Raw genomic sequence first — 22,011 nt, forward strand, 5'->3', positions numbered from 1 at the left:
GCTCGCCGGTCTGTCGGCTTGGCATGCGCTCGGTCATGGACCGAGCGCGGTAAGGCGCTCGATCAGCTCACCGCACCGCGTGGCGGCTGGAGTCCCATTTTTCGCCGCGTGCAATCATCGTGTTGAGGATGACGATCAGCTTGCGCATGCAGGCAATCACTGCGACCTTTTTCAGCTTTCCCTTGGCGATCAGCCGTTCATAGTAGGCCTTGAGTACCGGGTTGTTCTGGGTGGCTGCGCCGAGACAGGGCATGTAGAGGGCGTTACGGACCCAGCGGCGGCCACCCTTGATATGGCGCTCACCACGCCGTTTGCCGCTGTCGTCGTCATAAGGGGCGGCTCCCAACAATGCGGCAGCGATTTCCTCACGTACCGTCCCGAGCTCCGGAAGGCCCGCAATGAGGACCGCAGAGGCCACCTCGGCGAGACCCGGCACGCTTTCAATGATCTCGGCGCGTTCGGCAAATGCCGGTGTGGCCTTGATCGTGGCGGCGATGGCATGGTCGATCTTGGTGATCTCAGTGTCCAAGCCCTTCAAGACGCGGGCGTGGGCTTTCTGAACCGCTCCCGGCACGGCATGTTCGTTCTGGCTTTGCAAGCGGGTGCTCAGATCAATGAGAGCTTTGCGTGCTTTGACCAGTGCCGCCAGTTCCTCGCGTGCGGCATCGTGGGTCTGGCCCGACGCTTCGTCGAACGTCTCGGCGAACCAGGTGATCATCTCCGCGTCGATCGCATCGTTCTTGGCGAGCCGCCCGGCTGATCGGGCGAAGCTGCGCACCCGCTTGGGATCGACAATCCGTACCTCGATGTCAGCCTGGCGCAGCACCTTGGCCCAGTTCCGCTCATAGCCGCCGGACGCCTCCATCACCGCCTTGGCTGCTTTGTGCTTGCGCAGCCAGGCTACCAGCTTGCGGTGCCCCTCTGCGGTGCTCGGAAACGTTAGCCGCTGTGACAACGAGCGGATGCACGCATCCACCTTGTCCTTGGCCACATCGATACCGACGACAACGCGATCGTTTTGTGCCATCATCCACTCCCTTCCTTGCTCGTCCGGGCTCGAAGCCCATGCAACTGTTCGGGTTGAGGAAGACACACCGGATCTGTCCCTAGCTCCCCGTCAGGCTCTCCGGCCTTTGAGCACGTTCGGGCTCAGATCCAGCGACGGGCGGTTGGTGAGAACCGCCCGTTCGCACATTCTGGCACATTCGGAAGACACAAGAGCACGTATAAGCCGTAAAGCCATCCGCGCAGGGAAGGCCGGTTGTAGCGGCCCACCTGTGGTGACTGCCGCCTGCTTTTTGTCTGCAGGCGGGCCATGGGTGCAGGCCTTGCATCCGGCCTTCCCTGCGCCCTCGATGTCGAGAGCGTGAAGCCACCCGCGCATCACTCGGGCATCCCGTGCCGCGAGAACGCCTCATCACATCCGCTGTTTGACGATGTGCTGTTTGACAATGCGGAACGAGTCGAACCGTTATGAAGATAATCGACGAGATGCCCATGTCGAGCAAAGCCGAGGCGCAGCGAGACTGCGCGCCCCTACTCGCCGCCGACGCCGATCCGGTTCGGCAGCCGCTTCTCCAGCGCGTATTTGAACAGCGCGACCGTACGGAATACCGCATGCGCAAACTTGCCATAGGGCAAGGTCAGGAACAGCGCCATCACGGTGCCGAGATGGATCGCAAGCCACAGCGTCATGAACCGGGTGTCGCGGAGCACGAGCAGGGCAAGCCCCGTGAAGCTGACGACGAAGAGCAGCGCGATGAAGCCGCGGTCCATCGGCCGCTGCGCGGCATCGCCCCGCTCGGGACCGCGGTGCAGGTTGAGCCAGAGCAGGCCCGCAGGGCCAATCAACAGGCCGATGCCGCCGACCGTGCCGAGCATCACGGGAAGGCTGAGCCAGGGATATGGCGCCTCATAGGCCAGAAGATAATGGTCAAGCGTCGCCACGCTGGTGGCGGCGAAGCAGAGCAGAAAGCCGTACATCGTCAGCTGGTGAAACCAGCGCCGCGACAGCGTAAAGCGATCGTCGTCCTCGTTGCAGCCTTCGCCATGGCCGCCGCCGAGATAGCGCAGCCGGGCCACATCGGTCACGGCTTCCATCGCGGCCGGACCGCGCGCCTTGGTCAGCTCGGCCGCCCCCGGCGGGACCGGCTCGCGCCCCGGCGAGATGTCGCGCCAGAACCTGACGATGCCGACCGCGAAAGCTGCGATGGCGAACACGAACACGGCGCCGAACAGGCTCGCCAGGAAATTGTGCGGGAAGATCGCATAGAAATTTCCGGCGAACGGCTTGTCGGTCAGCCCGCCCGCGATCGCCACGGCGAGCACAAGAAACAGCGCAAGCCCGCCGGCCAGCGCGAGCGCCAGCGTCAGGCCCTGGCGCTGATAGAGCCGTCCGAAGCTGGAAGGCCACGCATAGTGCCGATAGGTCTGCCCCCTCACCTTGGCCATCGCCTTGGGCACGTTGACGGCGAACTCGTGCGGCGGCGCATATTGGCAGGCGTAGAGGCACGCCCCGCAATTGTGGCAGAGATTGGCGAGATAATGCGTGTCCGCTTCCGTGAACTCGAGCCGGCGCGTCATCGCCGGGAACACAGCGCAGAAGCCTTCGCAATAGCGGCAGGCGTTGCAGATCTGCATGACCCGCGCGATCTCCTGCTCGTCCTTGCCGAGTAACGCGCTCAGGTCCGGCGTGGTGGTGCAGGCCGCGGCCGCGATCGTCTCAGTGAGCGGCGGCATAGGCCAGCTCCTCCTTGAACTCGGGATGATGGAAGCCGGCGCTCACGGCGGCATTGACGCCGGCGATGCGGCCGAACGCGGTGCCGATGCTCATGCCGACGCCCGCGGTGTAGCCCTTGCCCAGCACATTGCCGGCCATCATCTCGCCGGCCGCAAACAGGTTGGCGCTCGGCACGCCGGCAAAACGCACCGCGGCGCTCTCGTCGGTCTTCATCCCGAGATAGGTGAAGGTGATGCCGGGCTTCAACGGATAGGCGAAGAACGGCGCCGCATCGATCGGTTGGGCCCAATGGGTCTTCGGCGGGGTCAGCCCCTCGGTGCGGCAGTCATCGAGCACGGTGTGATCGAAGCTGCCGGGGCGGCAGGCGGCGTTGTAGACGTTCAGGGTTGCGGCGAAGGTCGCGACATCGAGACCGATCTTCTGCGCCAGTTCCTCCAGCGTCTCGGCCCGCGTGCCCGGAAAAACCGGCGGCATGAAGCGGCCGACGGCCTTGCGATCGATGATCGACCACGCGGTCTGGCCGGGTTGTTGCCCCACGAGCCGTCCCCAGATGGCGTAGCGCTTGGGCCAGAAATCCTCGCCCTCGTCGTAGAAGCGCTGCGCCTCCCGGTTCACCACGACACCGAGCGAGACGCAGTCGATGCGGGTGCAGATGCCGCCGTCGTAGAGCGGCGCGCGGGCGTCGATCGCGACGCAGTGCGCCTGCGTCGGGTCGCCGATCGCGTCGGCACCGGCGTCCAGCATGAACTTCAGCAGCACACCCTGGTTGAAGCGCGTGCCACGGATCAGGAAATTCTCCGCCGGCCATTCGCCGCGCTCGTTGCGGCCCCAGGCCTCGCGCTGCCAGGCGAGATTGGATTCGAAGCCGCCGCAGGCGAGCACGCAAGCCTTGGCGGCGATGCGCTCACCCTGCTCGGTGATCGCGGCGACGAAGCGCCCGTCCTTAAGTTCGAGGCTCTTCACCGGCGTGTCGTAGCGCACGCCCACACCGAGCCCGGCGGCGCTGCGGTAATACGCGTTCACCAGCGCCTTGCCGCCGCCCATGAAGAAGGCGTTGGTGCGCGCCACATGCAGTGCGCCGGAGAGCGGCGGCTGGAAGTGCACGCCGTGGCGGCGCATCCAGGGCCGGCAGCGCGAGGAATGCCGGATCACCAGCCGGGCCAGCCGTTCGTCCGTCAGGCCGCCGGTGACCTTGAGCAGGTCCTGCCAGTATTCCTCTTCGCTGTAGGCATCGACCAGCACGTCTTGCGGCGCATCGTGCATGCAGCGCAGGTTGCGCACATGCATCGAGTTGCCGCCGCGCCAGCTTTGCGGCGCGGATTCCAGCAGCAGCACCGAGGCGCCCGCCTCGCGCGCCATCAGCGCCGCGCAGAGCGCGGCATTGCCGCCGCCAATGACGAGAACGTCGGGCTCTCCTGCCATCAGATGTTTGCTCCCGCAACCGTTGGTCCGGCGCCAGCACCCCGGGGGTTGGAGAGGTGATCGGCACCGTCCGGCGAGCGCTGCCAGACGTTGCCGCCGCGCGCGGCTTGGCTGTTGAACTCGGACACGGTCTCGACAAAAGCGGTTTCAGGAATATCGATCATGCGTGCCAGACTCGTCGCACGATCAGCGCGCTTCGGATGGCCGGATGCGATATCCTGCACATTCGAGCGCGGGAACGGCTTAACCTTGCCCCACCCGCATTTCCACAAAAAGCGACGATCGCAGATCAGCCAAGCGGGAATCGCAACCTCGGCATGGGCAAGCTGAGCGTGGCCGAAGTCATGACTGGATACCGCCACTGCGCCCTGATGCGCTCCCGGCCGGAGCGCTCGCGACGAGCTAACGCAATTTTGCGTGGCTTTGGCTTCGTGACTGAAACAAAGTTCCCGTTCGGCCGTTCCTGTAAACCTTCCCGCCAAACCAACGGCGCGACGAGCGTAGCCTTGAGGGTACCATCATGATCAAATCCCGATTGTTGATCGCCGGTCTCATTGCAGGCGCAAGCGCGATCGCAGTCCCCCTCGTCACCGCCGTCGCTGTCCAGGACACCGGGCTCGCGCCTCAGGATCTCGCCGTGCTCGCCGGCGTGATCCAACTCGTCCGCCAGGATTACGTTCATCCCGTGGGCTCGGACGAACTGGTCAAGGACGCGCTCAAGGGGATGCTCCGTCGCCTCGACCCGCATTCCGATTACATGGACGAACAGGAGTTCAAGGATTCCAAGGCCGACATGGCCGGGAAATTCGGCGGGCTTGGCATGCAGATTTCGCAGCAGGAGGGCGTGGTGAAGATCATCGCGCCGATCGATGGGACCCCGGCCGCGCGCGCCAAGCTCGAACCGGGCGATGCCATCGTCATGGTCGACCACACCAGCACGCAAGGGGTCAGCCTGCAGAAGGTGGTCGACGAATTGCGCGGCGATCCCGGCTCGAAGGTGACGGTCACCATCCTCCGCGGCAAGCAGGAGCCGTTCAACGTCACGCTGACGCGGGAGATCATCAAGGTCGCATCCGTCAAGTCCGAGCTCGAGCCCGGCGGCATCGGCTATATCAGGATCACCCAGTTCGGCGGCGACACGGCGGATGGCTTCAAGAAGGCGATCACGGATTTCAAGCAGGGCCCTGACGGCGGCGTGAAGGGCCTCGTGATCGATCTGCGCAACGATCCCGGCGGACTTTTGACCGCGGCCGTCGACGTCGCCGGCGATCTGCTCGACGGCGGACCCGTGGTCAGCATTCATGGCCGACAGGCAGACGATCAGCAGAGCTTCGCTGCACCGGCGCATGGCGACATGTTGCCCGGCGTCCCCGTCGTGGTTCTGATCAATGGCGCCTCGGCGTCGGCCTCGGAGATCGTCGCCGGCGCCCTGCAGGACCGGCACCGCGCCACCATCATGGGAACGCAAAGCTTCGGCAAAGGCTCGGTGCAGACCATTGTCCCCCTGAAAGGACATGGCGCGGTGCGGCTGACGACCGCGCTCTACTACACGCCCTCGGGCCGCTCCATTCAGGATGACGGCATCGCCCCCAATGTCGTGGTCGAAGCGCCCAAGGACCAGCAGATCAGCGGCGGCCCCCTGTTGCGTGAAGCCGCGCTGCAGGGCGCGTTCAAGAATCCGGGACCGCTCGGGCCGACGCCCGGCGCGAACACGACGCAAGCCGCACTGTCGCATGAAAAGAACACGTCTTCGGCCCCGATCAAGGCGGACCTCATCGGCAAGCCCGACGACGCGCAGCTGAAGGCGGCCCTCGCCTATCTGGATGCGAATGCGGGCGAGCAGGCGAAATCGACCGGCGCGCCCCAGACGAGTCCCGACGTCAAGTGACCACCCCTCTTCGGTGCGGCGCGAGGTGATCGATGACAAAGTTTGCGAAGGGTGATCACGTCTCCTGGAACTCGGAGGCCGGCCATGTCACCGGCCACATCATCGCGGTTCATGTGCGCGACTTCGACTACAAGGGACACCGCCATCACGCCTCCAAGGAGTCCCCGCAATACGAGATCAAGAGCGACAAGAGCGACCACATCGCGGCACACAAGGAGAGCGCCTTGACGAAGCTGAGCGGCAAATAAGACCGCGGTTGGGATGGATGAAGCAGCGCACCGTTCCGAGAACGCGACGGCTCCGAGCGCTCCTCCCGTCTTCACCATCGGCCATTCCACCCGCACGATTGCCGAGTTCGTCGCCTTGCTGCGGGCCGGCCGCGTTCAGCTCGTCGTCGATATCAGGCGGATCCCGCGCTCGCGGACCAATCCGCAGTACAATGCCGACGTGCTACCCGCTGCGCTCGCGCTGTATCAGATCGGCCACATGCGCATCTCCGAGCTCGGCGGCCTGCGCAAGACCAGCGGCATCGCTCCGGAGAGCAACGCGTTCTGGACAAACCAAAGCTTCCATCATTATGCGGACTACGCCCTCACGGACGAGTTTCAGCGCGGCTTCGATCGTCTTCTGCAAGTGTCAGCCGAGCAGCGTACCGCCATCATGTGCGCGGAAGCCGTGTGGTGGCGCTGTCATCGGCGCATCGTGGCCGACTATCTGATCAATGCCGGCCGCACCGTTTATCACCTGATGGACACGGATCAGGTTCAGCCCGCGGCCTTGTCGCCGGGCGCCGTGCGCGCCGGCGACAGACTGATCTACCCGGCTTCGGCGGACCGGGCGTAGGACGGGTTGAGCACGGCGCTAGACTGCGGCCCCGGCGATCTCCGCGATGAATCGTCCGCAGCGCTCGACGATCAGATCCTTGTCGTTGTCCAGTGTCGCCACGTGATAGGAGTTGTCGAGCCAAAGCAGGCGCACATCGCTGGAACTCACCTCCTGCGCGATTCGCTTGCCATTCGCCGACGGCACGACGTGATCCTCTTTGGAATGGATCGCGAGCGTGGGACAGGTGATCTTGCGCAGCAAGCTTTCGGTTGCCGCAATCAGGACGTGGACCTGCCGGAGGCAGGCGACTGGCACTTCCTGATAAGCGAGCTCTTTGACGCCTGCAGCCTTGATGTCCGAGCCGATGCCCGGGACACGCTTCGGCGCTGCGCCGTCCGATATGAGTTCGGCCATTGCGCCGTCAAAGATTCCGACCGCGCCGTTGATCGGGATGGCGCCGGCCACGATGTTCGGAAATCGCGCGGCAAGATTGAGGGTCATCGTCCCCCCCATGGAGAGGCCGGTGACGAATACTCTTTGGCCCTGACCTGCCAGTTCGTGAAGGGCCTGCTCTGCCGACGCCAGCCAATCGAGGTAGCCGGTCGTCTCCATATCGTCCGGCGAGGTGCCGTGGCCCTTCAGGCGCGGACCGCTCACGGTAAAGCCGAAGCGTCGGTGGAGCTCCTCGCCGAGATACCGCATGCTTTGCGTCGATCCAGTGAAGCCGTGAAGTACGAGGACCGCGGGTCCCTCGCCCTGCATGAAGAACGGTTCGGCTCCAGCCATCACCTCAGTCATGTCATCTCTCTCCTGTTCTCATCCTGCGGCCGCAGCCGTTCTCGCTTGGTGATCGAATGCCTCAGGATTGACGCTGCGCTGAATAGGCAGCCGCCGCAACGCCGATAATCGCCCCCTGCAGCATCAGCTTGGCAGGCTCGCCGAGCCCGAGGCTCGTCAGCAGGTTGAAGCTGAACGTCAACATCAAGGCAGCGACGGTTGGGCCAAGCACGCCCCCCTTGCCCGAGCCGAAGGTCACGCCGCCGAGAATGACCGCCGCAAGCGAATTCAGCGCAAGGTCGCGGCCGATATCCATACTGCCGACACCGACAAAGCCGATGAGCAGGAACCCGGAAAACACGGCGAACAGGCTCGACAGAACGTGGACGATCGTCACGACCCGAACGTAGGGAATGCCCGAGACCCAGGCGGCCTGCGGATTGGCGCCGATGGCATCGATATAGCGCCCCAACACCGAAACACGCAGAAAGATCGCAGCCGGCATCAATAGGCCGAGCCAGACCAGCAGCGCGACCGGGAAAACGCCCACTCGCAACTGCCCGATCTGGCGCAACAGCATGGGCGCGTCCCCCGGCGACCTCAACTGGCTGAACGAGACGACGACGCCGCTGACGATCATGGTCATGGCCAGCGTCACGATCACCGAGGACGCACGCAGGCGCGTGATGAAGAACGCATTGATCAATCCGACCGAAGTACCGAAGGCCAGGCAGATCAGGAGCAAGACCGGTTCGGAAAACGGCAGCAAGCCGCTCGTAAGAATATAGCTCACGCCGACAATAACGCCGCCGATGGAAAGGTCGAGCGACAGGACGCGCATGCAGAGCGACTGGCCTATGACTGCGATTCCGAGCGGAGCCGCCTGACGCGCGATCAGGAACAAGAGCAGCGGGGACAGCAACGCTGGACGGACCAGGTAGGAGGTGCACAGCAAAATCACGAGGGCGGCATAGGCGAATGGAAGCTCCCGAACGGCACTTGCCGCCGAGCGCAGCCTTTGCCCCCACATGAGCGGTCTACCCATCGTCACCTCGGTCATGCGCCGATCACCTTCCGCCTCTGCAGGCCGATCGCCAGCAGCAGCAGGCAGCCCGTGGCCGCGGTTCGGAGGAACGGCGAGATACCGATGAGATTCATTCCGTTGGTCATGAAGCCGAGCGTAAGGACGCCCGCGACGACACCGGCAACGCTGCCGGCACCGCCGGCCAGTTGAACCCCTCCCAGGGCGATGGCGGTGACGGAATCGAGCGAATAGGGCGCACCGATCGTTGCGTCACCTCCGGCGACCCGTGCTGTCAGAAAGGTGCCCGCCAACACCGCACCGAGAGAGCAGATCACGTAGCAAGCGATCCTGTGCAAGGTGACGGGAACCCCATTGCGAGCCGCGCTGGGAGGATTGGCACCGATTGCAAAAATGCGGAGCCCGAAGCGGGTGAGGTGCAGCGTCGCGGCAGTCAGCCCCAGGGCCGCCACGCACCAGAAGAACGCGGCCGGGATACCGTCGACGTCCGAGACTGCAAGCGTCCTCAGATATTCCGGAACCACCCCACCCGGTACGGGATGGATCAGCAGGGCCAAGCCTTGCAAGAAGGTCATGGTCGCAAGCGACATGACGAGCGGATGGACGCTGAACAAGGTCACGCCGATTCCATTGACAAGCCCGGCAGCAATGCCGACCGCTAATACAGCAGGCATTGCCAACTGGGGATCCAGCGTGACGAGCATCGCGCTCGTCAGGCTCATGACCGAGCCGACGGAAAGATCGATGCCCCCGGAAATGGCAATGATCATCTGTCCCAGCGAAACGATCAGAAGTCCCGCGATCTGGCTGTTGACGTTGGCAAGATTCTGAAAGCTGAGAAAAGTTGAGGATGAAAGACAGAGGATAAGGAATAGGGCCAACGGCAGCACGAGCGTCATTGCGTTGATGCCGGAGCGGCCCGGTGTGCGCAAAAGCCTAAGCATTGGCGCGCGCAGCCTGCGATCCGTCGGCGGACGATCGTTCAGTCAAGGCAAAGCGCATAACCTCCTCCTCGCTGGTCGTAGCGCCGTCGAGTTCTGCGGTGATCGCGCCACCACGTACGACCACAACCCGGTCACAGAGCCCCAATACTTCCTGTAATTCGCTCGAGGTCAGCACGACCGCGCCGCCGCCGTCCGCGAAATCTCGCAACAACGCATAGATCTCGGCTTTGGCGCCGATATCGACGCCCCGGGTCGGCTCCTCCAGAAGGAGCACATCGACGCCGGACGCCAGCCAACGTCCGATCATGACCTTCTGCTGATTGCCACCTGACAGCATTCCTACGAGCTGTTTGGGACTCGTCGCGCGAACTCGCATGCGCTCCATGAGGCTGGCGACGAGGTCCGTCCTGACCTTTGCGCGCTGCCAGACCGAGAAACGGCGAAGCATGCCGAGCACGATGTTTTCCGAGATCGACAGCGAGAGATAGAGCCCTTCAGACTTCCGGTCTTCAGGCACGAAACCGATACCCGCGAGCGCGGTGGCGACCACGGTGAGATCGAGGGGGTGCGAGCCGTCCCCAGCGGCGCTCGACTTTGCCACTTGTCCCTGGACCGCCGGCTGCAATCCCGCGAGCGCACGGATGATATCGCGCTGGCCCTGCCCCTCGAGTCCCGCAAGGCCAAGGATTTCCCCGCGCCGCACCGCGAATGAAACCGAAGGACCGCCCTCCGCTGTAACCAAGCCGGACACATCGAGCGCGGAATTCGAAGATCTCTGCAGCGGCTTGCGAGCGGGATAGAATTGCGTAAGTGGTGGGAAACTCAAAGTTCTGTACTTATGAGCCAAAGTTCCGAACTAGGTGTCGAGATTTCAATGACTTGGCCCCTTTTGCGGCAACGGGCTGCAGCCATGGGCAAAGTTGGTCCCCTATAAGTTGGTCCCCTAATCGGGGCAAAGTAGGTCCCCTAGCCTGAGACACACAAAACCCCGCCGGTGACGGCGGGGTTTTTCAGTTCCGGGGCCTGGAGATGGGTCGCTCGGGCAGGCCGCTTCTGCGGTCCGGACCCTCAAGCTGACGTTGAAGTAGGCGTTTGGCGAGTCCCAACCGGGCAATGGCGGTCAGAAATGCAGCTGCTTTGAAAAGCGAAGCCGACCGATCATACTCGCATCGCACTGGCATTATGCGGGTAGAACACATTGCGATCGCTTTCTCCGCATCTCTTCAGAAACTTACATAATCTGGGTGGCTGGCGGATCAGCGGTTCAGACGCCGCGTGCTAAGGTTTTCGTGAGGCAACCCGCCGTCCGATCCGCGCCCTCGTCTGCCGGCGCAATCTCAATGACAAGCCAGTCCAAGACCGGGCGCTTAAGTTCGGCCAGACCACGTGGACTTCTCGGCTTTCGTGGTTCCGGATTGCCGGTCCTGCAGTGGCATGATGAAGCCCGATGTAGTGTTCTTCGGCGAAACAGTCCCCCGAGACCGGGTCGCCTTCGGCATCGTCGGCGACGAAATCCTCAAAGCGGATCGGCGGCGTGCGTTTCCAACTTCCGTTGGCAACTCGACATTTCGCCCAGGCATTATTTGTCGTCGTCCTTGGTAGATTTCCGTTCGCAGGGAGAAGCGTGGGCGACGATCTAAAGGATCTCGAGACCGCCCTCGCCTGCGTCGAAGTTTTCGCGTCGGGTGGACGAGTAGGCTTCGCCGTGCTCGCTGCCCTTCCTTGGTTCAATTGGCCGGGGCTCGATTAGACACCTTGCAGTAATTCCGACAAAGTCGTGGTAAGCTTAGATTGTGCAGGCGGGATGATCGGGATGAAAGAGATTCTTATTGCAATTCTCGGCGTAGCTTCAGCCATCTTCGGGGCCAAATGGTTCAACCCGGACTTCGACCAATTCCCCTACTTCTGGAGGAATACTGATATAAGGATTTCCAGCGACTTCGTTTACGTGCATTTCGATTTTTTCGCCGATCAGCGGAAAGATCAGCCCGTCGACAGCTTCAACGGCACACCAGTTTTCGACAAAGCTACGTACGTTGAGAACGTCGATATGCACCGGACGAGCGCCGCGTACGCCATACGCCTCACCAGCAGCGGGATCGAGCCCGAAATCAAGGCGATTGAGCCACAGGTCCGGCTCAAGACGAAGCGTGCGCCGACCGAAGACAAGAACACGATTGAGTACACGGTCGAATCAGAGGCGGACCTCGACCAGAATACGGAGTACGCGTTGACCGGCGTGTCCCCCAGCCCGCGCATGATCTACGTTTTCCGAAACGGCTTTCAGGGCGGCAACTCGTTGGGAGGAAAGGACATCAAGTACCCAACAGAGAAACTCACCCTAGTTTACGATTTCACATCGATCCGATGGTCCGAATACGCCGAAACGCCTGCGCCCTCCGCTTGCCTCAAACACGCGAAAGAAGACGATTCACGCACGGTGCCTGTCAATTGGCAGAACGGAATCGCGATCGTGGAAGCGATCAAGCTTCAGCCGGGCGACAAAGTTCGAATCTTTTGGACCTGGCGCGGACAAAACTCGGCCGTTTCCTGCGGCGACGCTCTTTAAGCAATTCCGAGAAGCCTAATGATTTCGACCTGCATCAAGGACGCCAACCGCCTACTTGCTATGCCCCTCCCCGACATCGATCGCATCATGCCGATGATCGCCAAGCAAGTACGGCAGGCGCTGGCTTTACCTACCAAGCGATCACGACCGAGCCGTTCGGCACAGGAATGGCTACCGAGCGCCGCAGCAGCTGCCCGTTCCGCAAACAAGCGCAAGTTGACGATCACCTAAGCAAGGCTTGGCGTATGCTTGAGCGCGAAGGGTTCATCGAGATCTCTCCCGGCATCAATGGCACCCTCGCCGACGGCCAACTCCGATAAAAATGACAGTCCATCGCAGAACGCCTCTCCGAGCACGTCCAAAACGGCCGAACCTGAAGGCTACGAAACCGGTCGCGACGATTTCGCGAAGGCCGAAGGAGAGCTATCCGTCACTGCGCTCGTGGACGATGGCGCAAGTCTTCGAACACTGATCCGCTTGGCAAAAACGACAGCATGGCCGCTGTGGGTATGACTTCCACACTGCCGAATTCCGTTGACTGGATGCGGGATACCCGCAGCGTCCACGTCCGACCGTATCCAGGCTGGCCGGATACGGTCGGAATGCGGACGAACTCAAACCACTCTCTGATGAAGCTGTCCTGCCCGGCGTCGAGGTGGTCGCCACAAATCATAGCTACGTCACCGATGTCGCGTAGCCTGCAGTTGTGCCAAAATGCGACACCTATTTGAAGGTCAGAAGTCTCCGCGGTGTATCTACCATCATCGAACGAATCTGTTCATCCGAGATACCGCGCCTACGCATGAAGGGCAGAATATTGGCATAGATATGCTGATAGCCATGCCCGCCGTATCGCAACAATCTCGTCTTTGAGAAAATGTCGTGGCTGATCACCAACTGGTCGCCATATCCACGGTCGAGGAGGACCTTGATCCACTTTACGCGGAGATTGTCATTTGGCATGTCGATGTCGGCCGGACCGTAGGCGGACTGTTCCCAACCAAAAAGATCGAACTCTAGAATCGCTCCCGTATCCGCTAGGCGCAGCAGCCGCTCTTCATCGAAAATGGTGCGTTCGATGTGACTGACAATCAGCCTCTCTACGATCCCGCCCGTGCTCCGAACGAAATCGGCGACCTTCTTTGGTTGATCGGGATGTCGGCCAGGGTGAACGTTCAGCGAAGCTCCGGTTTCCATTTGTGCGAGAACGGCGCCTTCGAGCACCCGCCTCTCAGCGGCATCCCAAGGCTCCTCGCATCCGATTTCGCCGATGATCCCTGCGCGGATGTTTGTACCCCATGCGCCCTCGCGAATCGCGGCGATCATCTCGGACGCGAAGCTATCAACGCTTCGATCTTTGTTTTCGGGAAAATGGTAGCCGTGAACGTAGTGGCCGCAGCCCATAACTATGTTGATACCAGACTCGCGCGAGATCCGAGCAAGCGTCTCCGGTTCGGGGCCTATTCCGCCGATGGTCAGTTCGACTAGGCTATTTCCTCCCGCGGCCTTCAGTTCCTTCAGTTCGGCAATCGCGACGTCGGGCTCGTCCAGGCGAAAATTGTTCGCAGAGGACAACTGCCCATAGCGGATCTTAAAGGAATTCTCCAAGGTAATGATGTCGTCAGGGGGCAACGGCTTTGCGCGCTGGCTCAGCGGATTGAGATCTACAATGAGATGCTCATGCATCAAAGTGGAGCCGAGCTCCTCTGGGTCGATGAGCCCAGTCACCGTTTGGATCTTACCGCTGAGTTTGGTGTGGTTAGACATGGGTAATCCGCTTCTTGAGCCCTCAAGGCCCCGTGCTACGTAAGAAGCAAGGCATCGTCATCAATGCTCTCGGCCCGGACATCAGAGAATTTCTGGAGAAGGTCTTCGACCGTGAGGCCTTTGCGATCATCTCCGCTGAAATCCAGCACAATGCGCCCTTCGTGCATCATGATGGTGCGAGTGCCGTGATCGAGCGCCTGCCGCATCGAATGCGTGACCATGAGCGTGGTCAAATTACCCCTCCGAACGAGGTCGTCCGTGAGCCGCATGATCGATGCAGCCGTTCTTGGATCGAGTGCGGCCGTGTGTTCGTCCAAGAGAAGCAATTTCATTCCAACAAGCGCCGCCATCAGAAGGCTGACGGTCTGCCGCTGCCCTCCCGAAAGCTGCGACATTTTCTCATGGAGGCGGTTCTCCAGCCCGAGGCCGAGTACGGACAACTCATCCTTGAAACGGGAAACGAGCTGCCGGTTGCTTGCGAGCGCTAAGCCTCGCCGCGTACCTCGTGCCGCCGCTAGCGCCATGTTTTCTTCGATCGTCAACGAACCGCATGTACCGACAAGCGGATCCTGGAACACGCGTCCGACATAGGAAGCACGTCGATTGAGCGGCAAGAACGTTACATCCTGTTCGTCGAACAGGATGCGGCCCTGAGACAGCTTGTTTTCCCCGCTGAGCGTATTGAGCAGGGTGGACTTTCCAGCGCCGTTGCTCCCGATGACAGTGACAAACTCACCGGGCTTCAGCGTAAGCGACACGCCTCGCAACGCGACACGTTCCAAGGGCGTTCCCACGCCGAAGATGACGGTAGCTTTGTCCAGCGCAATCATAGCTCACCTCGTACGGCGCGGGCGTCACGGGTTGTCTGGGACTTCCGTGCGATTCTTTTACGTACCCTTGGCATCAGCAACGCGAATATGACCAGGAGTGCGGTGATCAAGTTCAAATCCTGCGATTGCAGACCGATAGCGTTGAGATTGAGCGCTAAGGCGACGACAACACGGAATACGAGCGCACCCAAAATTGCCCCGAGAACGGAGGGCAGGACCTTAGAGCTCGAGATAAAGCTCTCGCCAAGAATGACGGCCGCGAGCCCAACGACAATCGTTCCGATGCCCATCGCGACATCGGCCGACCCTTGGCTCTGGGCGAATAGCGACCCTGCGAGGCCAACTAGGCCATTGCTGATCGCGAGCCCGACGAAAACGGCAAGCTTGGTATCGACGCCGTTGGCGGCTGCCATGCGGCTGTTGATCCCCGTCGCGCGAATGGCAAGACCGATCTGCGAGGAAAGGAACCGTGAGACGATGGCAATGGATGCGAAAGCGAAGATCAGGAGGGTAGCAACGACAGCCTGCGAGTCAGGCAGCCCAAAGTCTTGAAGGTATGAAAAAATTGTCCGTTCTTGAAGCAGGGCGATGTTGGGTTGCCCCATGATGCGGAGATTGATCGAGTATAGCGCGATCGAAACAAGAATACCCGACAACAGGTGCAAAAAGCCGAGGCTGACGGTCAGCAAAGCGGTAATGCACCCGGCCGCGGCGCCAACGAGTGCGCCAAGCGCCGTAGCGACCAATGGATCTATTCCGTTGACCAGTGAGACCGCCGTCGTCGCTGCGCCGAGGGGAAAGCTCCCTTCGACGGTCAGGTCGGGAAAATCCAAAACGCGAAACGAGATGTAGACCGCGATCGCCACCAAGCCGAAAATCAGACCTGCCTCGATGGCTCCCATCCATGCGAAATATGACATGGCGTGCGCCTCCTCATTTCACGGTCGTCTTGACGGTCTCACGAAACGACGCCGGCGCGGATACACCGAGCTGGCTTGCGATCTTCGCGTTGAAGCCGAGGTCAAGAGAGGAAGGAAGGTCGACGGCGATTTCACCCGGCTTTTCGCCTTTGAGAACCCGCACCACGATTGCGGCAGTCCGCACACCGATCTGCTCGTAGTCGACTCCGGTCGCGGCAAGCGCACCCCTCGGGACACTGCCCAGGTCGGAAGCGAAGATCGGAATTTTCGATTCCAGGCTTACCCGCGTAAGCGCCTCGAAGTTCGACGTGAGCGTTCCATCGTTGGGGGCATAGAAGACGTCTGCTTTCCCCACCAGACTCTGCGCAGCCGGAAGCACATCGCTCGCCTTGGCGATTGATGCCTCCACAGTCGCAAAACCTAGGCTAGCGGCTTCAGTCTTGAAGCGATCGACCGACGCGCGCGAGTTGGCTTCCCCCGCGTTGTAGACGATGCCTATGTTCTTTGCAGCCGGAACGAGTTGTTTGATGGTTGCGAGCAGTTGGCCAAAGGGCGCGCGGTCACTGGTCCCGGTGATGTTGCCGCCGGGATGTTGAAGATCATGGACGACCTTTGCTCCCAGTGGATCAGCGAGCCCGGCGAAGACGATTGGCAGGTCCTTGATCGTCTGGGCCATCGGCTGCGCGACTGGAGTGCCCGTCGCCACGATTACCTCCGGACGGTCACCGGCGAACTTCTTCGCGATCTGGACAGCGGTAACCGTGCTTCCTTGGGCGCTCTGCAGTTCGATCCGGTAGCCGTTCTCCGATGTGATCCCGCCCTTATCCAAACCTTCGCGCAAGCCTTTCAAGAGTAGCTGTACCGAGGGATGCTCGACGAAGGTTGCGACCGCGACAACCTTCTCGGCAGCTTGCGTAGATGTTGCGAGGCCAAATTGCAGTAGCATGCTGGCGGCAAGAAGCATTTTCTTCACGTTCCCACTCCTTTTCTGTTCTTTCGATAGGTATTTGTGCGTCAAGAACCCACTCGGCTCGCCGTTCGCGGCGCCCTCTTTAGCGTCGCTCTGGGATGAGCCCCCCTGGCTTGAAGCGCAACGTCGCGAGGAGGATTACCCCCATAACGATGAGACGCATCTGCGAGGCGTTTCTGATGAGCTGTTCGCGAACCGGATTTCCATCCGAGAGCCACCCAACCGTGTTTTGCAGAAGCCATGTCCCGATGGGGTCGGCTTCGATCCAACAGGTCCAGATGATCAGCGCGCCGAGCACCGCGCCCCAGTTGGTTCCAGCGCCCCCGACGATCACCATCACCCATATGAGGAAGGTGAAACGCAATGGCTGGTACGATCCAGGCGTGAATTGACCATCCAAAGTAACAAGCATGGCTCCGGCTAGCCCGACGACAGCCGCGCCCAGCATGAAAACGCTCAGATGCAAATTTTCGACGTTCTTACCCATCGCGCTCGCGGCAACCTCATTGTCACGAACTGCGTAGATCATTCGGCCCCAAGGGGAATGAAGCGCTCTTTCTGACAACCACAGAAGCACGCCGAGCACGACCGTAAACAGTCCGGCATATCCGAGTTTGACCGCCAGCGACGCGCCGTCCTGCGGAAGAAGGCCGAGATAGTTGCTCAACGTCTGAAGCCACGGTGTCTGCGCGAGCTCGAGTTCGTCCGGCAATGGTCTGGGGAGGCCGACAACGTTCTTGACGCCGCGGCTCAGCCAGTCTTCGTTTTTGAGGATCGCAACGACAATCTCCGAGATTCCCAAGCTTGCGATCGCCAAGTAGTCGCCTCGAAGGCCGAGCGCGATCTTGCCGACGAGCCAGGCCGCGGCCGCAGCGAAGACCGCGCCAACGGGCCAGGACAGAAGCACTGGCAATCCGAGACCACCAAGATAACCCTTTGCCGAGGGATCTATCGCCTCAATCGCCTCCTTGGCTGGAACGAAGAAGTGCTCGAGTAGGGCGTAGCCCAGCACGATCAAAACAACGATCACTGCTGATTTAATCCGCCGTGAAAGCGACGACAGCCGAACCGCTCCAAGCACGGCGACGACGACTAGAACGGCGACGACCAATGATGCGATGAGGCCAGCCCCGCCAGCCGTGACGGCCGCAGGGACGCCGGCGGCTGATACCACGACAACAGCTAGGCCGCCGAGCGCAGCGAAGCCCATTACGCCAAGGTTGGGAAGCCCCGCATAACCCCACTGCATGTTGAGCCCGAGAGACATCACTGCGGAAACGAGACAAAGATTTAGGATCGTCAGCGCGACAGAAGCGCTTTGGATTGCCGCGATTATCAAAAGAATAGCGGCGACGGCAGCGAAGAGAGCGATGTTTCTGATAGAGAAGCTCACGCTGACCTCCTGTTGAGAAAACCGGAAGGCCGGACGATTAGAACTACGACGAGAATAACGAAAGAAACGGCATACTTATAGTCGGTCGAAATCAACTGATAGAGGCTGTCAGACGTCCAATCTGCCGGAACTACGTAGCCTAAGAACCTCTTGAACGAGTAGGTAAGCGCCACTTCGGAAAATGCGACTATGAACCCTCCGATAATCGCACCGACAGGGTTGCCAAAGCCCCCGACGATCGCCGCCGCAAAGATTGGCAAGACGAGCTGTTGATACACAAAGGGCCGAAAGCTCTTGTCCAGGCCGTACAAAACTCCCGCAAGAGTCGCCAGCGTCGCAGCCAGGATCCATGTGATGGTCACAACACGCTGCGCACTGATGCCCGAAAGGCCCGCAAGGTCTTCATTGTCAGCGTAGGCACGCATTGCCTTACCAGTCTTCGTATAGTGAAGAAACCAGAAGAGCAGCGCGACGCTTGCGGCTGCTAACACGATTGTCATGATCTGTGTCGCCCGGATGGCAAGTCCTTCCTGCAACCCTGTCAGATCCCTGAAGCCTTTTGCAGAAACGACGAAGCGCACACCGTCATCAAGGGTGCGATCATCGGTTCCGATGATGAACCGGACGATGCCGCTCATAACCAGCATGACGCCGATCGAAACGATCAGCAGAACGATCGGATCGGAGCGCTTCGCCCGGTAGTATCGGTACACACACCGATCTGTCCCGAGCGACACCAAGACTGTGACGAAGATACCGACCGGCAACGCGAGCAATGCCGTCGCCAATGGCTGTATTGTGAGCCCTCTCGCCTGGAGCCACCAAGTCACCAGAAGGGTCGTCATCGTGCCGAACGACATGAGTTCCCCGTGGGCGAAGTTGGAAAACCGCAGAACGCTGAAGAGCAGGCTGACCCCCAAAGCACCCAGTGCAAGCTGGCAGCCATACGTCGTCGCGGGAACGATCAAATAGTTAAGCAAAAGGACGAAAGCATTTGCGAGATCATGCATTGCTCAGCCCCCCAGAAACGTCATGCGTACTTCGTCGTTGGCGAGTAGCGCTGCCCCTGTATCGGTGAATTTGTTTTCTCCCTGCACAAGGACATAACCGACGTCGGCTATCTCGAGTGCGGGCTTGGCATTCTGTTCGACCATCAGAATCGCGATTCCGGTACGAGCAACCTCGATGATGCGGTCGAAGAGTTCGTCCATCACGATGGGCGAAACCCCGGCGGTCGGTTCATCAAGCATGAGTACCTTTGGTTGGGTCATGAGGGCGCGACCAACCGCGACCTGCTGGCGCTGACCACCCGAAAGCTCCCCGGCGAGCTGGCGCCGCTTGGGCTTGAGTGCCGGAAAAAGCTCGAATATTTCTTCGATCGTTCCCCGAATATCGTCTTTGCGCAGGTAACCCCCCATCTCGAGGTTTTCCTGTACCGTCATGGACGGAAACACATTGTTGACTTGCGGGACAAAGCTCATCCCTCGTTCAACGCGGCGCTGAGGTGACAGTGACGTAATATCCTCATCTTCGAGACGCACTGATCCCGAGCGGATCGGCAGCATTCCGAACAAGGCTTTCATCGCTGTTGATTTTCCAGCGCCATTCGGGCCGACGATTACGGTCACCTGCCCCTTTTGCGCGGTGATCGAGCAGGAGCGGAGAATATCGACAGCGCCATAGCCGCCGGTCATGCTGTTTCCTGAGAGGAAAGTCATGAATGAACCTCCCTTTTGTGTTTCGGTCCGTGCCCCAGATAGGCTTCGACCACGTCTTGATTGGCCTTGATCTCCGCCACAGTCCCCTGCGCCATGACGGATCCCTCCGCCATGACGATGACGGGATTACAGAGCTGAGCGATAAAATCCATGTCGTGTTCGACGAGGCAGAACGTATAGCCGCGCTCTTTGTTGAGCCGGATTATTGCATCGCCGATTTCATAGAGGAGTGTCCTGTTGACGCCCGCGCCAACCTCGTCGAGGAAAACGATCTTCGGATCGGCCATCATAGTCCGACCAAGTTCGAGAAGCTTTTTCTGCCCGCCCGAAATGTTGCCGGCCGGCAGATCGGCGACGTGGCTCAACTTCAAAAAGTCCAGCACTTCATCTGCTTTTCGTCGGGCCTGATGATCGAACTGTTGAACCAAGCCGGGCCGCAGCCAGACGTTCACGAGGCGCTCGCCGGGATGACCGGGAGCGACAACCATGAGGTTCTCGCGAACGGTCAACGTCGAAAACTCGTGTGCGACTTGAAAAGTACGAAGTAGCCCTCTCGCAAATAGTTGATGCGGGGGCATGCCGGTGATATCCAAGCCATCCAACAGGACGCGGCCAGATGTTGGCTGGTAACGCCCAGCAATAAGATTAAACAACGTCGACTTTCCGGCGCCATTCGGACCGATCAGTCCCGTTATCTTTCCCGATTGAATGGTAAGCGACACATCGTTTACGGCCACAAGACCGCCGAAGCGCTTAAACAGCTTCTCCACTGTGATCATACTGACGTCTCTTGTGAAGGGGACGGCCGGCCTCAGGGCCGAGCGTCCGTCCGCGGGAATTAGCGGTAGCCGACCGTGGTGATCGCCCCATCCTTGATTAGGATTTCCCGGAAATTGCCCGCGCTTTCACCGGGTGGGACAAGCTTCACGTTAGATGCGCCGACGTAGTCGATCTTTCCGCCTTGGGAGAGAATCTTCAGGCCCTTTGCCAACTCGCCGGGCAGGATCTTCTCTCCAGGGCCGTTGGCGATCTCCATGACCTTGTCTTTGAAAAGCTTACCGTCGCTCGATTTCGCGGCCTGCATTGCCAGCAAAATGATCGCGGCAGCGTCGTATGACTCGGCTGCATATGGGCCAACCTTGAAGCCCGCCTTCGCCGCCATCGCCTTGTAGAGTTCCGTCCCGTTGGAATCGGAGCCGGGGACGTCACCGAACGAGCCATTCAGCTCCGGCCCGATCGCCTTGATGAGGCTGTCGCCGATCATGCCGTCCGGCAACACGAACTTTCCGAATGCACCAGCATCGAGGGCGGCGCGAACGATCCCCTTGCCGCCCTGGTCGAGATAGCCGGCAACAACGAGAACGTCCCCTCCGGCCGAAGCCAATGACGCGACCTCTGCACTGTAGTCGGCCTTTCCGTCTTCATGCGAAGCCGTGATCGTGACCTTTCCACCGAGTTTCTCGAAGTTGGTCTTGATGCTGTCGGCGAGGCCTTTTCCGTAGTCGTTGTTGGTGTACGTGATCGCCGCGGTCTTGATCCCACGATCCTTCATGATCGCCGCGAGAACTTCGCCTTGGCGCGCGTCCGAGGACGCTGTCCGGTAGAAAAAGCCGTTGCTCTTCAGCGTCGAGAGAGCCGGCGAGCTTGCCGAGGGTGACACCATGACAACGCCCTTCGGCATGGCAACATTTGTCAGAACCGCCGCCGATTCTCCCGAGCAGGTAGCGCCGACGATCGCATTCACCTTGTCTGACGAGACAAGGCGTTCCGCCGCCGCGGTTGCTGCGCCAGCGTCAATACAGGTCGAGTCCGCGCGAACGGCCACGACTTTGCTCGCGCCCAGGAAGAGACCACTGTCGCTGACTTCCTTGATCGCGAGCTCGGCACCAGCCGCCATGTCGGGAGCGGTCGATTCAAGCGGGCCTGTGAATCCGAGCAGCACACCGAGTTTGACGTCATTCGCAAATGCCGGGAAGGAAAGGGCCGCCGATACTGCGAGGCATATAAGAGGGCGTTTCATTGCGGGTTCCCCTTGTGTATTTAACGCCGTACAGGAACGGCGTACAAGAGAAACCGGAGATTTGCAATAGCCCGTGCCGGCTGGAGGGGTTTCACGGCGATTGCGAGTTGTTTGGCTGGACAGAGAGAGGCAAAACCTCCGCCGCTATGACGCGCGACAGAACACATGCGCCGCAAACATGTGGCG

General features: G+C 60.7%; 23 protein-coding genes. 6 read left to right on the forward strand and 17 right to left on the reverse strand.

Annotation, left to right across the window (positions count from 1 at the left end):
- Positions 1-67: 67 nt before the first annotated feature.
- From QX034_RS30740 to QX034_RS30755, 4 genes are all read right to left on the reverse strand, one after another.
- Entirely contained in the window at positions 68-1,030 is a 963-nt protein-coding gene (locus QX034_RS30740) for an IS110 family transposase (RefSeq protein ID WP_315744806.1), read from the reverse strand.
- A 506-nt stretch (positions 1,031-1,536) separates the two neighbouring features.
- A complete protein-coding gene (gene tcuB, locus QX034_RS30745; protein WP_315744808.1) occupies positions 1,537-2,739 on the reverse strand; it encodes a tricarballylate utilization 4Fe-4S protein TcuB in 1,203 nt (400 codons plus the stop codon).
- Complete coding sequence (gene tcuA / locus QX034_RS30750) at positions 2,723-4,162, reverse strand: FAD-dependent tricarballylate dehydrogenase TcuA (RefSeq protein ID WP_315744809.1); 1,440 nt, start codon at positions 4,160-4,162, stop codon at positions 2,723-2,725. The genes tcuB and tcuA overlap by 17 nt, the downstream gene beginning before the upstream one ends.
- Entirely contained in the window at positions 4,162-4,644 is a 483-nt protein-coding gene (locus QX034_RS30755; protein ID WP_316196233.1) for a hypothetical protein, read from the reverse strand. The genes tcuA and QX034_RS30755 overlap by 1 nt, the downstream gene beginning before the upstream one ends.
- Positions 4,645-4,682: 38 nt before the next feature.
- Here QX034_RS30755 and QX034_RS30760 point away from each other — a divergent pair, with 38 nt between their 5' ends.
- The 3 genes from QX034_RS30760 to QX034_RS30770 are packed head-to-tail and all read left to right on the forward strand — an operon-like array spanning position 4,683 to position 6,893.
- Positions 4,683-6,050 (forward strand): S41 family peptidase, encoded by a 1,368-nt coding sequence (locus tag QX034_RS30760; RefSeq protein WP_316196234.1) that lies wholly within the window; start codon positions 4,683-4,685, stop codon positions 6,048-6,050.
- A gap of 32 nt (positions 6,051-6,082) precedes the next feature.
- Positions 6,083-6,298, forward strand: a complete 216-nt coding sequence (locus QX034_RS30765) for a DUF2945 domain-containing protein (RefSeq protein WP_316196235.1) — start codon at positions 6,083-6,085, stop codon at positions 6,296-6,298.
- Between the two features lie 13 nt (positions 6,299-6,311).
- Positions 6,312-6,893 (forward strand): DUF488 domain-containing protein, encoded by a 582-nt coding sequence (locus QX034_RS30770; RefSeq protein ID WP_315744816.1) that lies wholly within the window; start codon positions 6,312-6,314, stop codon positions 6,891-6,893.
- 18 nt (positions 6,894-6,911) lie between these two features.
- Here QX034_RS30770 and QX034_RS30775 read toward each other — a convergent pair whose 3' ends face one another.
- From QX034_RS30775 to QX034_RS30790, 4 genes are all read right to left on the reverse strand, one after another.
- A complete protein-coding gene (locus QX034_RS30775) occupies positions 6,912-7,673 on the reverse strand; it encodes an alpha/beta hydrolase (protein WP_315744818.1) in 762 nt (253 codons plus the stop codon).
- A gap of 61 nt (positions 7,674-7,734) precedes the next feature.
- A complete protein-coding gene (locus QX034_RS30780; protein WP_315769066.1) occupies positions 7,735-8,697 on the reverse strand; it encodes an ABC transporter permease in 963 nt (320 codons plus the stop codon).
- 11 nt (positions 8,698-8,708) lie between these two features.
- The gene (locus QX034_RS30785; protein ID WP_315743413.1) at positions 8,709-9,593 is read right to left on the reverse strand and encodes an ABC transporter permease; all 885 of its coding nucleotides are present in this window, start codon (positions 9,591-9,593) and stop codon (positions 8,709-8,711) included.
- Positions 9,594-9,630: 37 nt separating this feature from the next.
- Positions 9,631-10,389 (reverse strand): ATP-binding cassette domain-containing protein, encoded by a 759-nt coding sequence (locus QX034_RS30790; protein ID WP_315744820.1) that lies wholly within the window; start codon positions 10,387-10,389, stop codon positions 9,631-9,633.
- A gap of 653 nt (positions 10,390-11,042) precedes the next feature.
- Between QX034_RS30790 and QX034_RS34090 the strand changes: the two genes are divergently transcribed.
- From QX034_RS34090 to QX034_RS30805, 3 genes are all read left to right on the forward strand, one after another.
- Positions 11,043-11,240 (forward strand): Sir2 family NAD-dependent protein deacetylase, encoded by a 198-nt coding sequence (locus QX034_RS34090; RefSeq protein WP_409977511.1) that lies wholly within the window; start codon positions 11,043-11,045, stop codon positions 11,238-11,240.
- Between the two features lie 211 nt (positions 11,241-11,451).
- Positions 11,452-12,207: a hypothetical protein gene (locus QX034_RS30800; protein ID WP_315707252.1), complete on the forward strand. Its 756-nt coding sequence runs from the start codon at positions 11,452-11,454 to the stop codon at positions 12,205-12,207.
- 18 nt (positions 12,208-12,225) lie between these two features.
- Complete coding sequence (locus tag QX034_RS30805) at positions 12,226-12,438, forward strand: hypothetical protein (protein ID WP_315707251.1); 213 nt, start codon at positions 12,226-12,228, stop codon at positions 12,436-12,438.
- A 492-nt stretch (positions 12,439-12,930) separates the two neighbouring features.
- Here QX034_RS30805 and QX034_RS30810 read toward each other — a convergent pair whose 3' ends face one another.
- The 9 genes from QX034_RS30810 to QX034_RS30850 all read right to left on the reverse strand — a co-directional run bounded on the left by QX034_RS30810 (position 12,931) and on the right by QX034_RS30850 (position 21,825).
- On the reverse strand, positions 12,931-13,974 hold the full coding sequence (locus QX034_RS30810; protein WP_315707250.1) for a hypothetical protein: 1,044 nt from the start codon (positions 13,972-13,974) through the stop codon (positions 12,931-12,933).
- Positions 13,975-14,009: 35 nt separating this feature from the next.
- A complete protein-coding gene (locus QX034_RS30815) occupies positions 14,010-14,804 on the reverse strand; it encodes an ABC transporter ATP-binding protein (RefSeq protein WP_315707249.1) in 795 nt (264 codons plus the stop codon).
- Positions 14,801-15,724 (reverse strand): ABC transporter permease subunit, encoded by a 924-nt coding sequence (locus tag QX034_RS30820; protein ID WP_315707248.1) that lies wholly within the window; start codon positions 15,722-15,724, stop codon positions 14,801-14,803. The genes QX034_RS30815 and QX034_RS30820 overlap by 4 nt, the downstream gene beginning before the upstream one ends.
- A 13-nt stretch (positions 15,725-15,737) precedes the next feature.
- Complete coding sequence (locus tag QX034_RS30825) at positions 15,738-16,688, reverse strand: ABC transporter substrate-binding protein (RefSeq protein ID WP_315707255.1); 951 nt, start codon at positions 16,686-16,688, stop codon at positions 15,738-15,740.
- 88 nt (positions 16,689-16,776) lie between these two features.
- On the reverse strand, positions 16,777-18,087 hold the full coding sequence (locus QX034_RS30830; protein ID WP_315707247.1) for a branched-chain amino acid ABC transporter permease: 1,311 nt from the start codon (positions 18,085-18,087) through the stop codon (positions 16,777-16,779).
- Positions 18,084-19,097 (reverse strand): branched-chain amino acid ABC transporter permease, encoded by a 1,014-nt coding sequence (locus tag QX034_RS30835; RefSeq protein WP_315707246.1) that lies wholly within the window; start codon positions 19,095-19,097, stop codon positions 18,084-18,086. The genes QX034_RS30830 and QX034_RS30835 overlap by 4 nt, the downstream gene beginning before the upstream one ends.
- A 3-nt stretch (positions 19,098-19,100) precedes the next feature.
- Positions 19,101-19,805, reverse strand: coding sequence for an ABC transporter ATP-binding protein (locus QX034_RS30840; protein ID WP_315707245.1), 705 nt, complete (start codon positions 19,803-19,805; stop codon positions 19,101-19,103).
- A complete protein-coding gene (locus tag QX034_RS30845) occupies positions 19,802-20,584 on the reverse strand; it encodes an ABC transporter ATP-binding protein (protein WP_315707244.1) in 783 nt (260 codons plus the stop codon). The genes QX034_RS30840 and QX034_RS30845 overlap by 4 nt, the downstream gene beginning before the upstream one ends.
- Positions 20,585-20,643: 59 nt before the next feature.
- A complete protein-coding gene (locus QX034_RS30850; RefSeq protein WP_315707243.1) occupies positions 20,644-21,825 on the reverse strand; it encodes an ABC transporter substrate-binding protein in 1,182 nt (393 codons plus the stop codon).
- Positions 21,826-22,011 lie beyond the last annotated feature (186 nt).

Origin of the sequence: Bradyrhizobium sp. SZCCHNR3119, from assembly GCF_032487775.1 — a bacterium.
Taxonomy (GTDB): domain Bacteria; phylum Pseudomonadota; class Alphaproteobacteria; order Rhizobiales; family Xanthobacteraceae; genus Bradyrhizobium.

Coding starts and splice junctions, on each gene's coding strand:
- QX034_RS30740 (WP_315744806.1), bottom strand. CDS start 1,030: ATGATGGCACAAAACGATCGCGTTGTCGTCGGTATCGATGTGGCCAAG.
- tcuB (WP_315744808.1), bottom strand. CDS start 2,739: ATGCCGCCGCTCACTGAGACGATCGCGGCCGCGGCCTGCACCACCACG.
- tcuA (WP_315744809.1), bottom strand. CDS start 4,162: ATGGCAGGAGAGCCCGACGTTCTCGTCATTGGCGGCGGCAATGCCGCG.
- QX034_RS30760 (WP_316196234.1), top strand. CDS start 4,683: ATGATCAAATCCCGATTGTTGATCGCCGGTCTCATTGCAGGCGCAAGC.
- QX034_RS30765 (WP_316196235.1), top strand. CDS start 6,083: ATGACAAAGTTTGCGAAGGGTGATCACGTCTCCTGGAACTCGGAGGCC.
- QX034_RS30770 (WP_315744816.1), top strand. CDS start 6,312: ATGGATGAAGCAGCGCACCGTTCCGAGAACGCGACGGCTCCGAGCGCT.
- QX034_RS30775 (WP_315744818.1), bottom strand. CDS start 7,673: ATGACTGAGGTGATGGCTGGAGCCGAACCGTTCTTCATGCAGGGCGAG.
- QX034_RS30780 (WP_315769066.1), bottom strand. CDS start 8,697: ATGGGTAGACCGCTCATGTGGGGGCAAAGGCTGCGCTCGGCGGCAAGT.
- QX034_RS30785 (WP_315743413.1), bottom strand. CDS start 9,593: ATGACGCTCGTGCTGCCGTTGGCCCTATTCCTTATCCTCTGTCTTTCA.
- QX034_RS30800 (WP_315707252.1), top strand. CDS start 11,452: ATGAAAGAGATTCTTATTGCAATTCTCGGCGTAGCTTCAGCCATCTTC.
- QX034_RS30805 (WP_315707251.1), top strand. CDS start 12,226: ATGATTTCGACCTGCATCAAGGACGCCAACCGCCTACTTGCTATGCCC.
- QX034_RS30810 (WP_315707250.1), bottom strand. CDS start 13,974: ATGTCTAACCACACCAAACTCAGCGGTAAGATCCAAACGGTGACTGGG.
- QX034_RS30815 (WP_315707249.1), bottom strand. CDS start 14,804: ATGATTGCGCTGGACAAAGCTACCGTCATCTTCGGCGTGGGAACGCCC.
- QX034_RS30820 (WP_315707248.1), bottom strand. CDS start 15,724: ATGTCATATTTCGCATGGATGGGAGCCATCGAGGCAGGTCTGATTTTC.
- QX034_RS30825 (WP_315707255.1), bottom strand. CDS start 16,688: ATGCTTCTTGCCGCCAGCATGCTACTGCAATTTGGCCTCGCAACATCT.
- QX034_RS30835 (WP_315707246.1), bottom strand. CDS start 19,097: ATGCATGATCTCGCAAATGCTTTCGTCCTTTTGCTTAACTATTTGATC.
- QX034_RS30840 (WP_315707245.1), bottom strand. CDS start 19,805: ATGACTTTCCTCTCAGGAAACAGCATGACCGGCGGCTATGGCGCTGTC.
- QX034_RS30845 (WP_315707244.1), bottom strand. CDS start 20,584: ATGATCACAGTGGAGAAGCTGTTTAAGCGCTTCGGCGGTCTTGTGGCC.
- QX034_RS30850 (WP_315707243.1), bottom strand. CDS start 21,825: ATGAAACGCCCTCTTATATGCCTCGCAGTATCGGCGGCCCTTTCCTTC.